16 protein-coding genes are annotated in these 14,515 nt (G+C 59.6%); 8 read left to right on the top strand and 8 right to left on the bottom strand.

Annotation, left to right across the window (positions count from 1 at the left end; all coding sequences use genetic code 11):
- The first annotated feature begins 168 nt into the window (after nt 1-168).
- Nucleotides 169-1,977, top strand: a complete 1,809-nt coding sequence (locus EOL86_00290; GenBank protein NCD24018.1) for a protein-disulfide reductase — start codon at nt 169-171, stop codon at nt 1,975-1,977.
- Nucleotides 1,978-1,992: 15 nt separating this feature from the next.
- On the opposite strand, the gene cobT is transcribed toward EOL86_00290, so the two are convergent.
- The gene (cobT, locus tag EOL86_00285) at nt 1,993-3,057 is read right to left on the bottom strand and encodes a nicotinate-nucleotide--dimethylbenzimidazole phosphoribosyltransferase (GenBank protein ID NCD24017.1); all 1,065 of its coding nucleotides are present in this window, start codon (nt 3,055-3,057) and stop codon (nt 1,993-1,995) included.
- 72 nt (nt 3,058-3,129) lie between these two features.
- Between cobT and EOL86_00280 the strand changes: the two genes are divergently transcribed.
- The 7 genes from EOL86_00280 (at nt 3,130) to EOL86_00250 (ending at nt 9,409) form a co-directional block, all read left to right on the top strand.
- Nucleotides 3,130-3,579, top strand: coding sequence for a DUF523 domain-containing protein (locus EOL86_00280; protein NCD24016.1), 450 nt, complete (start codon nt 3,130-3,132; stop codon nt 3,577-3,579).
- A gap of 77 nt (nt 3,580-3,656) precedes the next feature.
- Nucleotides 3,657-4,307 (top strand): site-2 protease family protein, encoded by a 651-nt coding sequence (locus tag EOL86_00275; protein ID NCD24015.1) that lies wholly within the window; start codon nt 3,657-3,659, stop codon nt 4,305-4,307.
- Nucleotides 4,308-4,316: 9 nt separating this feature from the next.
- Nucleotides 4,317-5,327: a tryptophan--tRNA ligase gene (locus EOL86_00270; GenBank protein NCD24014.1), complete on the top strand. Its 1,011-nt coding sequence runs from the start codon at nt 4,317-4,319 to the stop codon at nt 5,325-5,327.
- Between the two features lie 70 nt (nt 5,328-5,397).
- The gene (locus tag EOL86_00265; GenBank protein NCD24013.1) at nt 5,398-6,009 is read left to right on the top strand and encodes a hypothetical protein; all 612 of its coding nucleotides are present in this window, start codon (nt 5,398-5,400) and stop codon (nt 6,007-6,009) included.
- 104 nt (nt 6,010-6,113) lie between these two features.
- Nucleotides 6,114-8,198 (top strand): M3 family peptidase, encoded by a 2,085-nt coding sequence (locus tag EOL86_00260; GenBank protein NCD24012.1) that lies wholly within the window; start codon nt 6,114-6,116, stop codon nt 8,196-8,198.
- Nucleotides 8,199-9,077 carry a ribosome biogenesis GTPase YlqF gene (gene ylqF, locus EOL86_00255; GenBank protein ID NCD24011.1) on the top strand — a complete coding sequence of 293 codons (879 nt, stop codon included), beginning with the start codon at nt 8,199-8,201 and terminating at the stop codon, nt 9,075-9,077. It abuts the gene before it with no gap.
- Entirely contained in the window at nt 9,074-9,409 is a 336-nt protein-coding gene (locus EOL86_00250) for a PilZ domain-containing protein (GenBank protein NCD24010.1), read from the top strand. Before ylqF ends, EOL86_00250 begins: the two co-directional genes overlap by 4 nt.
- Here the strand turns inward: EOL86_00250 and EOL86_00245 are convergent, their stop codons facing one another.
- From EOL86_00245 to EOL86_00215, 7 genes are all read right to left on the bottom strand, one after another.
- Nucleotides 9,410-9,751, bottom strand: a complete 342-nt coding sequence (locus EOL86_00245) for a stress response translation initiation inhibitor YciH (protein ID NCD24009.1) — start codon at nt 9,749-9,751, stop codon at nt 9,410-9,412.
- Between the two features lie 33 nt (nt 9,752-9,784).
- Nucleotides 9,785-10,456, bottom strand: coding sequence for a glycosyltransferase (locus EOL86_00240; GenBank protein ID NCD24008.1), 672 nt, complete (start codon nt 10,454-10,456; stop codon nt 9,785-9,787).
- A 1-nt stretch (nt 10,457) separates the two neighbouring features.
- The gene (locus EOL86_00235) at nt 10,458-11,138 is read right to left on the bottom strand and encodes a glycosyltransferase (protein ID NCD24007.1); all 681 of its coding nucleotides are present in this window, start codon (nt 11,136-11,138) and stop codon (nt 10,458-10,460) included.
- Nucleotides 11,135-11,392 carry a ferrous iron transport protein A gene (locus EOL86_00230; GenBank protein NCD24006.1) on the bottom strand — a complete coding sequence of 86 codons (258 nt, stop codon included), beginning with the start codon at nt 11,390-11,392 and terminating at the stop codon, nt 11,135-11,137. Before EOL86_00230 ends, EOL86_00235 begins: the two co-directional genes overlap by 4 nt.
- Before the next feature lies 1 nt (nt 11,393).
- The gene (feoB, locus tag EOL86_00225) at nt 11,394-13,550 is read right to left on the bottom strand and encodes a ferrous iron transport protein B (protein NCD24005.1); all 2,157 of its coding nucleotides are present in this window, start codon (nt 13,548-13,550) and stop codon (nt 11,394-11,396) included.
- Between the two features lies 1 nt (nt 13,551).
- Nucleotides 13,552-13,803, bottom strand: a complete 252-nt coding sequence (locus EOL86_00220) for a ferrous iron transport protein A (GenBank protein NCD24004.1) — start codon at nt 13,801-13,803, stop codon at nt 13,552-13,554.
- Between the two features lie 136 nt (nt 13,804-13,939).
- Nucleotides 13,940-14,449 (bottom strand): metal-dependent transcriptional regulator, encoded by a 510-nt coding sequence (locus EOL86_00215; protein ID NCD24003.1) that lies wholly within the window; start codon nt 14,447-14,449, stop codon nt 13,940-13,942.
- Nucleotides 14,450-14,515 lie beyond the last annotated feature (66 nt).

Here is a 14,515-nt window from a genome sequence, read left to right as displayed (position 1 = left end):
TTCCAAGCAAAAAGGCGGCCCCCCGGGGCCGCCTTTTTGCTGATTATTATCACGGAGAACAAACCGTCGCGTCATCACATATTTCACAATCTTGCTTCAAACCCGGTTACGGCCTAAAAGTCCGCCTTCAAGTCTGCGTTCATTTACACCCAACCCCCCGATGATTCCATGGCAATTTCTCGAATTTTTTGGTGTTTGCTTCTCGCCTTGGGCTTGGTTCCCACTACCGGCGGTCAGGCCGCGTCCAGGGAGCCCGTTTCGACCCGCTTGGAACTCTACCGCAGCCACGATCCGGACCATCCGGCCGTGGCCGTTTTTTTTCTGACTCCAGCCACGGGTTGGCACGTCTACGGTAACGTTCCCGGAGACGCTGGCTATCCAACCAGTCTGCGGGCCAGCCTCAACGGACGTTTCGTGCCGACTTTTTATCCCCCGGCCACGAACAAGCCCGATCCCCTGGACCCGACCCTGTCCGTCGATCTGTATCAAGGTCGGACGCCGCTGTTCATCCCGCTCGCGCCGGCCGAAACCCTCGATGTCCAGACGCATCTCGAAGCCCTGTTGTGCTCGGACACGACATGCCAGCCCCTGCGCGGCGATTTCAGGGCCACCGCCTCGGCCACGGAGCTGGCCAATCTGCCCCTGGCTGAAAGCCAGGATTGGTGGCCGCAGCTGGCCACCGCCTCGCCAGGCGTCGAAGAATCGGACGCGGTCCCAGCCGCCGTGCCCGAAGCCGATTTGCCGCCGGTTTTTGATTTCAAACCCCGTTATTTCGCTCCAGGCCTGGAGGTGAGCACCCTGTCCAAGGCAGCGACCCTGGCCTTTCTGGCTGGCCTGATTCTCAACTTCATGCCCTGCGTGCTCCCGGTCATCACGCTCAAATTGCGGTCGTTCATCCCCGCGGCCAACAGCGTGGCCACACACCAACGCCAAGCCTTTCGAACGCATAACCTTTTTTTTGCCTTGGGCGTGGTTCTCTATTTTGTGATCCTGGCCACGATCATCGCCATGACCGGCATGGCCTGGGGACAAATTTTTCAGCAGCCGGGCGCGATCATCACCTTGGCCGCTGTTGTTTTCGCCTTGAGCCTGAGTCTTTTTGGTGTCTACGACCTGCCGCTGATCGATTTGAAGGGCCATGCCCGGGGCGTTGCCCATCATCCCCGGTTGGAATCCTTCACCACGGGCGTTCTCGCGACGATTTTGGCCACCCCCTGCAGTGGTCCATTTCTGGGAGGAGTTCTGGCGTGGGCCCTGATCCAGCCGCCGCGAATCATCGCTCTGGTTCTGGCCTGCATCGGTCTGGGCATGGCGGCGCCCTATCTGTTGATGGCCCTTTTGCCTGGATTGTACCGTTTTTTGCCCCAACCCGGGGCCTGGACCATCCATCTAGAGCGGGTTCTGGGATTTCTTTTGGCCGGAACCACTGTCTATCTGATCGGATTGCTCCCAACGACACAGTATTTGAACGTTCTCATTCTCCTGTGGATGTTGGCGCTCGGAGCCTGGATCTGGGGGAAGTGGACCAATTTAAGCCAAACCAGGACGCGGCGCTGGTTCATCCGTGTCTGCGCCCTGGGATTGGTCGCCGGGACCGCGTTTTTGCTTTTCCGACCGGTTCACCATCCGGATGCGTGGAATGCGTTCGATCTGGACAGATTCAAGGCCCGCCTTGGCCACGAAACCCTGGTGCTGGAATTCACGGCCGATTGGTGCCCAAACTGTAAATTCCTCGAAAAAACAGTGCTTTCTCCGGAACGCAGCGCCCGTCTGACCGAAGACTTCGACATCGAGTTGATGCGCGTGGATTTGACCAGACACGACCCGACCCTGATGGCCCTGTTGGAAAATCTGGGCTCCAAATCCATCCCGGTGCTGGCGATTTTTCCCAAGGACGCCCCCCAAAGTCCGTTGGTGCTGCGGGATCTTTTCACCAGCGGACAGTTGCGCGAGGCCCTTGGGAAGGAACACGAATAGTCCATGGATAGTGGATCAGCATCCATCCTGGACGCCGGCGGCACCGAATGTGGCCATTTCATTGTAAATATTGGCCGCGCTACGCAGCAAGAAAATAGCCAACGCCGCGCCGGTGCCTTCTCCCAACCGCAACCCCAGGTGCAAAAGCGGCTCTGCCCGCAGACGCTCCATGATCGCCGCGTACCCGGGCTCGGCCGAGGAATGGGAAAAAAACGCGTAGTCCTTGACAGCGGGGCAGAGGGCCGTCGCGGCGACATAGGCGCTGGTGGAGATGAACCCGTCGATGACCAACTGCAGGCCCAGGCCCGCGCCGCCCACGAGGATGCCGGCCAGGGTGGCGATTTCAAACCCACCCAGGGCGGCCAGGATCTCCATGGGGTCGCCACGCCCGATGACATCACGGTGCAGGGCCAGGGCTTGCTCGATAACCATGATTTTACGCCGCACGCCTTCGCTGGAAAGGCCCGTGCCCGGACCAGTGATATCCACCGGACGCAGCCCCAGATACGCGCAAAAAAGAGCCGTGGCCGGCGTGGTGTTGGCGATGCCCATTTCTCCGGTGCCCAGCGTGACCATGCCCTCGTCGCGGGCCTGTTCGGCCAGACGGATTCCGTTTTCCACGGCCTGCCGGCATTGGTCATGGGTCATGGCCGGACCGACGCTCAAGTCCGAAGTTCCCGGGGCGACCTTGCACTGGGTCAGACCCGGATGGTCGCGGAAGGGTCCACCCAGACAACCCGCGTCCACGACCATCAAATCCACTCCGGCTGTTTTGGTCAGCACATTGATGGCGGCGCCACTGTTCATGAAATTTTCAACCATCTGGCGGGTCACGGCCTGCGGAAACAGACTGACACCCTGGATCGCGACGCCGTGGTCCCCGGCGCAGGTGTAAATCCGGGCCGGATCGACCCTGGGTGCCGAGCCGCCGGCGATGGCCACCATGCGGCAGGCGACGCGTTCCAGGGCTCCAAGGCTGCCCCGTGGTTTGGTCTGGGTGTCGAGATGGGCCTGGGCTTTGTCCATCAGGCTGTGGTCCAGGGGTGTGACCCGATCGATGGCCGTGTGCAGTAAAGACATTCTATCTCCTTGGTATGTTGAAAATTACCCCGATCTTCAGGATGGACACGGGGCTACAGGAAGGCATGTATGATGACAAGGGATATACACGATGGCGCGCCAATTTTGGTCAGCGCCTGTTTGGTCGGTATCCATTGCCGCTACGATGGTGGCTGTTCCCGTGACGAGCGCGTGCTGCGCCTGGCCCGGCGTGTCTGTCTGGTGCCGGTTTGTTCGGAGCAACTGGGCGGATTGCCCACGCCACGCGAATCCGTGGAGCTGCGCCAGGGGCGGGCGGTATGCGCCGATGGGCGCGATATGACCGCGTTTTTTCAGCGCGGCGTGGAGCAGGTGTTGCGGATCGTGGAGTTGACTGGAGCCAGGACGGCCATTCTCCAGCCGCGTTCGCCAAGTTGTGGCTCCCGCATGGTCTATGATGGCTCGTTCTCGGGCCGATTGATCCCTGGCCAGGGAATGTTGGCGGCCAGTCTCGACCGGGCCGGGATTCGGCTTCTGGACCCAGACGATCTGGACGGTCCTTGAACCGACCTCGCGAAGCGCTTCCTGCCCGGAGTAAAAGAGTTGCCCGCCAGGGCGCTTGATGATAGCCGCTGTGCTCTATGTTCGATATCAGCCAGACCATTCAGCATTTTTCCATCATTGCCCTGCCGTTTTTTCTCGGCATCACCTGCCACGAAGTGGCTCACGGCTATGTCTCGTACCTGCTGGGAGACCCCACGGCCAAACAGGCGGGGCGTCTGACCCTCAATCCCTTGAAGCATCTCGATCCCATCGGGACCTTGACCCTGCTCGTGACCCAGCTCATCGGCTGGGCCAAGCCCGTGCCCATCAATCCAGCCTACTACAAGGACTATCGGCGGGGCATCCTGTATGTCTCCCTGGCCGGGCCCATGGCCAATTTCGCGGTCATGATTTTTTTTGCCCTTGTGCTCAAGGTGCTCGCGGTCGTGAGTCAATATCCAGGCACGGCCTCGGCGGGGTATATCCTGCGGCCCATGATCAACATCGCCGTGGCCGGAGTCTTCATCAACGCCATTCTCGGTGCTTTCAATCTGCTGCCCATTCCGCCCCTGGACGGAAGCAAAATCCTCGCCTGTCTGCTTCCCGGCCATTTGGCCGCGCGATTCATGCGGCTTGAGCGCTACGGATTCATCATTCTGCTTGTCTTGGCCGTGACCGGCGGCTTGGGACTGATCCTGTCGCCGGTTTCCGCCTTTGTTCAAAACATGCTCATCAAACCCCTGCTATAGGTTCGCGCCATGAAAAAAATGACCGTTCTGACCGGGATCACCACCACCGGCACCCCGCACCTGGGCAATTATGTCGGCGCCATCCGGCCGGCCATCGAGGCCAGCCGTGATGTTAACGTCAATTCCTATTATTTTTTGGCGGATTTTCACGCCCTGATCAAATGCCACGAACCGGCCAAGGTTCATCAGTCAACCCTGGAAGTGGCCGCCACCTGGCTGGCCCTGGGCCTGGACACGGATAAGAGCACTTTTTATCGCCAGTCCGACATTCCCGAAATCACCGAACTGACCTGGATTTTGACCTGCATGACGGCCAAGGGCCTCATGAACCGCGCCCACGCCTACAAGGCCGCGGTCCAGGCCAACGAAGAGGAAAAAAGCGCCGATCCGGACAAGGGCATCACCATGGGCCTGTATTCCTATCCAATCCTCATGGCCGCCGATATTCTGATGTTCAACGCCAACGTCGTGCCCGTGGGCCGGGACCAAATCCAGCATTTGGAAATGACCCGGGACATCGCCCAACGGTTCAACCATCACTTCGGGGAGCACTTTGTCATGCCCGAGGCCAGGGTGGACGAATCCACGGCCGTGTTGACCGGGTTGGACGGGCGCAAGATGAGTAAAAGTTACAACAATTACATTCCTCTTTTTCTGCCGGAAAAGGCTTTGCGCAAACAGATCATGAAAATCGTGACCAATTCCCAGGCCCCGGAAGAACCCAAGGAAACCGAGGGCTGTGCCCTGTTCGACATGTACCGGGCCTTTGCCACGCCGGCCCAGGTGGCCGAGATGCGCCGGAAATTCGCCGAGGGAATCGGCTGGGGTCATGTCAAGCAGGAGCTGTTCGAGGTCGTCAATGCCCAAATCGGCGAAGCCAGGGAAAAATACAACGACCTTATCCAAAACCCGACATACATCGAATCCGTGCTCAAGCAGGGCGCGGCAAAAGCGCGCGAGCACAGCGCTCCCTTTCTTGCCAGTATCCGGCAGGCTGTCGGCATCACGCCTCTGCGGTAAAATCCGGGCTGGTCTTTGACCCCTTCTTTGTGTAGGGATGACCCACTCAACTTGAAGATGGAGGACATGCATGGGTGCAGCCAAAAAAATCGTGCAGTTGGAACGGAAGACGAAAAAAGCGGACCTGACCGAAGTCGTCAAGAAACCAGCTCCTGTCATTGATCTGGCGGAATTGGCCAAGAGTCTGACCTGGTCCGAACGGATGACGGACGAACAGGTCGAAGCCGCGCTGCAAGCCACCGTTTCGGACGCGGGCGTGGAGGATTTAGCCAATAACGCGGAGCCTGAAGCCCCGCACGCGGCGGTTCCGGACCACACGCGCAAGGACATGAGCAAGATGGCTCTTTTCGCTTCGCTGGCGGCCGTGATCCTTCTGCTCGGTTTTTATTTCCATCTCAACCAGAGCATCAAGGAACTGACCCAGCAGGTTCAGGACCTGAGCCTGATCAAGACAACCGTCTCCAGCCTGGACACCAAGATCGGGACCATGGAGTCCAAGGTGGCGGATCTCGAAACCCTGCCCGCCAAGACCAGGGCCGCCCTGATGAGTTCCATTCTGCAGGAAATGACCCAAAAAACGTCGTATATGTCCACCCAGCTGGAATCCGACGAGCAAAAGGACAAACTCATGAAGGCCAAGGAGCTCATCCAGCAAGTGCAAACGGAACTGAACACCAAATAATGCGAAGCCCGGGTAACCGGGCTTTTTCTTCCGCGCCCCATGTGCCTGCCCGCCCTGCTTTCAACTTCGGGAAGGCATTCATTTTTTCAAGGATCATCATGTCCATGCCAAGCAACAATCCCATTCTCGACTGGGAAACCCATCCTGATTTTTCCGCGATCACCCCGGACCATGTTCTCCCCGCCATGCGCGCGGCCCTGTCGGTCAGCCTCCAGGAGCTCAAGGCCCTGGAGGAGGCTCCGCCACGGACATGGCATGGACTTTTGGTGCCGCTGGAGCGTCTTTCGGACCGGGTTTTTCGGGCCTGGGGTTTGGTCTCGCATCTGCACAATGTCATGAATAGCCCGGCATTGCGCGCTGTCCATGCCCAGATGCAACCCGAGGTGATCGCCTTCGCCAATCGTCTGGGGCAGAGCCGTCCAATTTTCGAGGCCCTTCGGGCCCTGCGCTTCGGTGATGATTTCCCCGGATATAGCCGGGCCTTGCAACGGACCATCCTGGTCCTCCTGCGTGACGCCGAACTGAAGGGCGTGGGCCTGGACGGGGATCAACGGGCCCGATTCAATCAGATCAGTCAGGAACTGGCCGAGCTGGGAACGCGTTTCACCAACAATGTCCTGGACAGCACCCAGGCCTTTGCCCTGACCCTGCGTGATCGATCCGAAGTGGATGGCCTTCCCGAGGAATCGCGACGTCTGGCGGCCGCCATGTCCGTGGCCCGTGGAAATCCCGAAGCAACGGCCGAAAACGGTCCGTGGACGATCACCCTGGATGCTCCTTCGTACTTGTCCTTCATGCACCACGCCAACCGCCGCGACCTCCGCGAAACGGTGTACAAGGCCTACGTCACCAGGGCTTCGCACGGCGCGCCAAACAATCTGCCGCTCATCCGCCGTATTCTGGTGTTGCGCCGTGAACTGGCCGCATTGCTCGGATTCGAGCATTTCGCGGCCATGAGCCTGGTCCGGAAAATGGCCCCCAGCGTGGCCAGCATCGAGGGTCTCCTGGACCGAATCCGGGACGCGGCCACGGACTATGCCCTGAACGACCTGATCGAGCTGGGGGAATTGGCGAGATCGCGTGGACAAGCCGAGGACATCCAGCCCTGGGATGTTTTGTTTTGGGCGGAACGCCTGAAAGAGGAACGCTTCGGCCTGCATGACGAACAGGTCCGGCCATTTTTCCCGCTTCCAGCCATTCTGGGGGGGCTTTTTGCCCTGGCGCGCGATGTGTTCGGGGTTGTCATCGAACCGGCGGAGCAACCGGTCTGGCGTCCCGATGTCCGGTATTTTGAAGTGCTGGACGCGGACAAGCAGGCCGTGGCCGGATTCTATCTGGACCCGTATGCCCGCCCCGAGGAAAAACGTGGTGGAGCCTGGATGGATGAATTGACATCCAGCAGCGTGGCCTGCGCCCCGGCGGGGCAAGACCGGCGCCGGCCCATTGCCTATATCAATTGCAATCAACGGCCGCCCTTGGATGACGCGCCGTCGCTCATGAGTTTTCAGGAAGTGACGACGCTTTTCCATGAGTTCGGGCACGCGCTGCAACATATGCTGACCACGGTGAAACATGGATTTGTCGCGGGCATCAACCATGTCGACTGGGACGCGGTGGAACTGCCCAGCCAATTCATGGAAAATTGGTGCTATCAACGTGAAATCCTCGCCAGTCTCGCCCGGCATTATCAAACCGGCGAGTCCATGCCCGAGTCGATGCTGGACACGCTTCTTGGTGCTCGAACCTTTCGGGCCGGGTCCTCGGCCTTGCGTCAGATCGCCCTGGCCAAGACAGATCTCGCCCTGCACACCGCGCCGGATCCAGAAAGCCTCGATCCCATCGAAATCGATCACGACATCGCCCGTCAAATCCAGCCCTTGCCGCCCGTGCCGGAGGACCGCTTTCTGTGCTCGTTCGCGCATATTTTCGATGGCGGATACGCGGCTGGGTATTACAGTTATAAATGGGCCGAGGTCCTGAGCGCCGACGCGTTCAGCGCCTTCACCGAGGCCGGAATCGAGAATGAATCCGCCCGTCGCTTCTGGGGACGTCGCTTTCGGGACACCGTCCTCTCCTTGGGCGGCAGCCGTCCGCCGATGGAAATTTTTCGTCTTTTTCGCGGTCGCGAGCCCGATCCCACGGCCCTGCTTCGTCAGGAAGGGCTTTTAGCACCGGACAAGGACGCCTAGATGTCCATCCAATGGTTCCCCGGACACATGCACCGGGCCCGCAAGCAAATCGCCACGGTCATGGCCAAGGTCGATATCGTCATCGAAGTCCTGGACGCCCGTCTGCCCGGGTACAGCGAAAACCCGATGTTGCGGGAATTGCGTGGGGATCGACCGTGTTTGAAGCTCCTCAACAAAAGCGACCTGGCCGATCCGGACGTGACCCTGGCCTGGAAGAATTTTTTCCGGCGCGAAGACGGTATCGTGCCCCTGGAAATAGTGGCCACCAATCCCAAGGACACGCGCCGCGTCATTGCCCTGCTGCCCAAGATCGGGCCCAAGCGGAACCTGATCATGCAACCTCTGAACTGCCTGATTCTTGGAATCCCCAATGTGGGCAAGTCCACGCTCATGAACGCCTTGGTCGGACGCAAGGTCGCCCGGGCCGCCAATCAGGCCGCCATCACCACCAAGCAGAAACGGGTGCACTTGAACGACGAGATCACCCTTTACGACACTCCCGGCGTGCTCTGGCCCAAGATCGAGGACGAAGAGGCCTCGTTCATGCTTGCCGGGAGCGGCGCCGTGCGCGAAACAGCCATGGATAACGCGGAGGTCGCGGCCCGGGTTGGGGACTATCTGCTCCGGCACTATCCGACCCTGCTTCAGGTTCGGTACAAACTGTCCGACCTACCGGAAAACGGGAGCCTCTTGGTGGCCGCCGTGGGAAAAAAGCGGGGGTGCCTGGTCAAGGGCGGGGACGTGGATATGGACAAAGCAGCGGGGATTTTGCTGAATGAATTGCGGGCTGGACAAATCGGACGCATCAGTCTGGAAAAGCCGCCCGCGACGGATGACCCGAAAAATGCGACCGACAGTTTTTCCCAGGAGAAATCATGACCACCGACAAACGCCAATGGAGTCGAGAAGGTGTCGCCGTGCCCTGCCTGATCGGGGCTGTCGAGGATGCGCGGGACCCGTCGCGGGGGTTTATTGTGAATTTAAGCCAGGGCGGCGTCATGGTGACGTCCGAGGAGGGGTTCGCCCCCAATCAGCGGGTGACCATCATTTTGGATCAGGAATATGACGCCCTGTTGTTTGAATTCGCCGACACCCTGACCGGGATTGTTCGTTGGTCCCAAACCATCCCGAGCGACATTGGCTTTCCCTATCAACTGGGCGTGGCCTTTGAGCACGGCCTGCCTCACCGTTTGCATTTGGTCGAACAGTAATCAACCACCCGATTTTTTGGCCGCGATGCCCATGGCCTTCAGCTCGGCCATGAGGGCGTCGCGGTGTTCTCCCTGGAATTCAAGCATCCCGTCGCGACAGGTTCCACCGCAGCCCAAGCGTTTTTTCCAACGCGCCAGCAGGTTTTTGAGCTCCGCTTCAGGCAGGGCGAGACCGGAAACCACGGTCACGCCAGCGCCCTTGCGACCCTTTGTTTCGCGCCCGACGCGAACCGGTCCTTTCTGGACCAAGGGCGCCGGGCGGCACGCGCATGGATTTTTGCCACATCCGGGGCACAGGGAGCCGTGTTCCGTGGAATAAACCGGTCGAACGTCGTTACTCATGAAGTTCCTTGAAATTTTGTTCCGTCGAGATGGTTACCGAGGCGTTGCCGCCGACAGTGGTTCCAGATTGTGAGCGCGCACATAGGCCATTGTCGCGTCACAGGTTTTGACTCCACGACGCAGAAACGCGCCCAGATCCGCGAGCGTATCCACGTCGGACCAGGTTGGAACAAGGCGGGGACAAATACCCAGGGCCCGGCAGTTGTCCAGGGTTCGCTCCAAGACCTGGCTTGTGCCCCAGCAAACGTTGGCAAAGATGCGCGACAAAGGTTGAGGGGCACGCACCCCGAGGAGATAAAAACCGCCATCCTGACTGGGCCCAAGGCAGATATCCTCGGTGTTCAAGGCGTTTTGGGCCGCCACGAGGGACTCGACCGGAAGATCCGGCACATCGCCGCCAATGAGCACGGCGGGCGAGGTCAGGGCCAGTGTCGCGGCCAGGGCATTGGCCATGCGTTCTCCCAAATCCGCGCCGTGTTGCGTTGTATAGTTCCCCTGTGGGCCAAGCCACGTCCGATAGGCCGACAAGGTCGCGTTGGGCGCGCAGCACAGAGTGACTTCCAGCCCGGCGCGGCGGATGGTTTCCAATTCATCGCGGACAAACGCCCGATACAAGCCACGGGCGTGCTCGTCGCCGATATCCTTGGCCAGTCTGGTCTTGACCTGCCCCGGGCACGGATATTTGATGAAGAGCAGGACGTGCATCCTAGTCCCGGTGCGGTCGGTAGATGCTGGCCAAACGGTGGGGAGACAGGCCCAGATGATAGAGGAGGCGCAACGCCAAATTGCGAGCCGTGCACCGCGCCAAGCCTTCCAGGTCGTGGCGTCTGGGTGATGTCAGAACTGACGATGGCAAAATTTGGATGCCGTGGCCAGACCGACGCAGACGGGTCATCAATTCCAGATCCTCCATGATCGGAATATCCGCGAACCCTCCCAGGGATCGAAACACCTTGGCCCGCATGAAAATCGCCTGGTCACCATAGGGCACGCGGGTCCACGCCGTGCGGATATTGGCCAGGCAGGCGATAAGGCTCGACCCCGGACGGGAGGAGTTATAGCGCAGACCGAAGGCGCCGCCGCTGATACGGGGATCGCGTAAGGCGCGTTGGATCAGGTCCAGGGCGCGGGGAGGCAACCGCGTGTCGGCATGGAGAAAAAGAAAGATATCTCCCGTTGCCCTGGCCGCGCCCTGATTGAGCTGTGTCCCGCGCCCGGGAGATGACGCGACACGGTGGACATGGGGGAATTCCAGAGCCTCCAGGGTGTCGCGCTCCGGAGCGCCGTCGACGACAAGAACCTCCATGTCCCGGCGGGGTGGCAGGGACGCGAGCAGATGATTGATCCGGGCGGCTTCGTGATAGACGGGGATAATGACCGAGATCATTCGATGATGACGGACTGCGCCAGATTTCGGCACAAACAGAGGCGGGAGGACCGAACCATGACCAAAAGCGGACCACGTCCGTTGGCCAGCATTTCGATTTCCGTCCCTGGCGTGATTCCCATGGCCGTGAGCTTGCCGATATGGCATCCCTCGGTTTTATTCAGGCGGCGGACAACGGCCTTTTCTCCCACCCGCAGATCGCACAACGTACGCTGCCCGTGAGCGGGCACGGGAATGTGCTTGCAGAAAAACATGCTACCCCAGGCTCATGCCCACTTGATAGACCGCCGTGGCCAGGCCGAAGGCAAAGGCGGTATTGAAAAACACACTGAACACGGCCCACCCCCAGGAGGATTCCTGGGCGATGGCGATGACGGTCACGAAGCAGGGAGAATAGAGCAGGACGAACAGCATCAGACTGACCGCCATGGCCCGATTCCAACCCGGAGCCGTGGCCATGCGTCGGGAAAAGCTCTGTCCTTCGGCGTCGCTCATGGCGTAGGCCGTGGCCAGGGTGGTGATGATGACTTCCTTGGCGGCAACTCCGCCCAAGAGGGCGATGTTGGTCCGCCAGCTGAAACCGGCCCACATGGTCACGGGCTCAATGGCTTGTCCAATCCGGCCCGCCAGGGAGTAGGTGAGCTCTTGCTCCTTGATGCTTGAATCCAGATCGCGGATTTGGGCCGCCAGGGTGTCGGCTTCCGCCCGGTTGGTCGCGGCCTGGAGTTGGGCATTCAGGGTCTCGATGCGTTTTTCAGCTTCGAATTTCATGGCGTCGGGCAGGGTGGGAAAGGTCATCATGGCCCAAATCAGGATGGAAATAGCCAAGATCACCGTGCCCGCCTTTTTGATGTACTGCCAGCCGCGTTCCCAGGTGTGCAGAATCATTCCCGCCAAGGTGGGGACACGGTACGGAGGAAGTTCCATCACAAACGGGGTCGAGGGGCCACGAATGATCGTGGATCTGAGGAAGCGGGCCACGACCAGGGCCGAAGCCCAGCCCGCCAGGGTGATCAGAAACATGACCGAGGCGCCATGATTCGGGAAAAAGGCCGCCGCGAGCAGGATAAAAACCGGCACCTTGGCGCCACAGGCCATGAAGGGCGCGGTGAGGATGGTCGCCAATTTTTCCTTGGGACTGCGCAACGTCCGCGCGGCCATGACCCCGGGGACGGCGCAGCCGCCAGGAATGCCGCCGGAAATGATGAACGGCACGACGGAGCTGCCATGCAGGCCAAACACACGGAAGACACGGTCCAGCATATAGGCCATGCGCGCCATGTAGCCCGAATCTTCCAGAAAGGTGATGCCCATGAACATGATCAGGATCAGCGGGACAAAGCCCAAAATGCCGCCGACTCCGGCGATGACACCGTCCACGATCATGGATCTAAACAGCCCCTCGGGCAAAAGGGCCGTGACTGTTTCCGCGAGCCAGGAAAAAAACATCTCCATCCAGCCCATGGGAACCTCTCCCACGGCGAAGGTGAAACTGAACAGGCCATACAGAATACCGAGCATGATCATGGGGCCGGCCAGACGGTGGGTCAGGACCGCGTCGATTTTATCCGAAACATTGGCGCGGTTGTAGAGGTCCGGCAGGATGGTCAGCACGCCCTGGCGCAGAATGGAAGAAATATAGCCGTAGCGATAATCCGCGATCAAAAATTCAGGTTGGGTATTGAGGGTTTTGTCGCAGTGCTTGGCGACTTCGTCGGCCATGTCGCGGACCTGGCGGTGCAGGTCATGATCTTGTTCGAAGAGTTGGCGGATGACAGTGTCGTTTTCGAGAAATTTAATGGCCAGCCAGCGCGCGGGACAGTCCTGGGGATGAAAATCCCGAGCTTCGATCAACTGGGTTATTTTCTGGATGACCGGATCCAGATCCGGGCCATAGGAGATGTGCAGCGGGATCCATTCCTTCTGTTCGTGGGTCAGGGCCGCGTCCAGGGCCTCGCGGACCCCCTGGCCGGTACGGGCCACGGTCTCGACCACGGGCAGCCGCATGAGCTCGGACAGACGGGAGGTATCGATGCTGATCCCCTTGTCGGCCAGGGCATCGACCATGTTCAGCACGATCGTGACGGGAATGCCCAGCTCCAGAAACTGGACGGTCAGGTACAGATTGCGCTCAAGGCTGGTGGCGTCGAGGACGTTGATGACTCCGGCTGGCCGCTCCTGGATGAGCATGTTGCGAGCCACCAATTCTTCCTCGGAATAGGCGGTCAGGGAATAGGTTCCGGGAAGATCCACGACACGGACCGTGCCATGGCGCGTATCCACGAAGCCCTCTTTTTGTTCGACGGTGATACCCGGATAATTGCCAACGTGTTGCCGGGAGCCGGTCAGGGCGTTGAAAAGGGTGGTCTTGCCCGCGTTGGGGTTGCCAGCCAGGGCAAATGTGCGAAAAATTTTAGCCAAGGGGCACGTCCGGAAGTTCGACGGTTATGAAATCCGCCTCGCTATTGCGCAGGGTCAGGGTAAAACCTTTCAAACGCAGCGCCACGGGATCCTTGAGGGGAGCCCGGCCGATGACGGTTATCGTGGAGCCGGGAACAAGCCCCATGTCCCGGATGCGGCGGCCAAGTTCGCCCTGGGCGCTGACGCTCTTGATGATGCCGCTTTGGTCAACCTGCATGGCACGTAGATTCACGATGAGGGCCACTGGTGTTCCTTGCTGTACGGGTTTGCGGAATTGTCTGAAGTTGATAATTATTTCGCCTGTCTAATTTGTCAAGCCGCTGACACCTCTTGGCAATCGCGCGGCCAACCCCATGGCGCGTGACGAAAGGCGCCAGCTCTCAGGAATTCTTGGTGCATTTTGCGTCCTGGCGTTCCAGGCAGGCCCGAATGCACTCCGTGCAGTTGGCGCAGGTGCCGTGCTCGTTGCAGTCATGACTGAAGGCCTCCAGCCAGTCCTTGCCCGTGCGCGGACAGGTCATGATGAACCGGATAAATTTGATCAAGGCGTCCAGGCTTTCGTCATCGATGCCGTGTTCCAGTTTGCAGGCCGTTTCGGAGGCCAACTCCGGGCGGATACGCAGAAATCTGTTCAGGAATTCAAAAAGCACCTTGTGTCGGTGCACGATTTGGCTGGCTGTCCGAAATCCTTCCGGGGTTAGGGTGACCGAACTGTATGGCTCGTAATTGATGAGTCCGCGTTGGGAAAGTTTTTGCAGGGCATTGGTGACCGAAGCGCGTTGAACGCCCAGGGCGTCGGCGATATCCTTGGCCCTGGCCTCGGAATGCTGCGACTCCAGGTTGAAGATTACCTCAAGGTAATCTTCGAGATTGGATGACATATGTTTCATGATACATAAACCGGTTGGGGTGATTGAGTTAGGCGAGCCTACAAAGATTGTTTCACCGAGGCAAGG

It is taken from the genome of Deltaproteobacteria bacterium (assembly GCA_009930495.1).
GTDB lineage: Bacteria > Desulfobacterota > Desulfovibrionia > Desulfovibrionales > Desulfomicrobiaceae > Desulfomicrobium.
The sequence above is the reverse complement of the archived record's forward strand: the minus strand, read 5'-3'. Positions and strand labels throughout refer to the sequence as shown.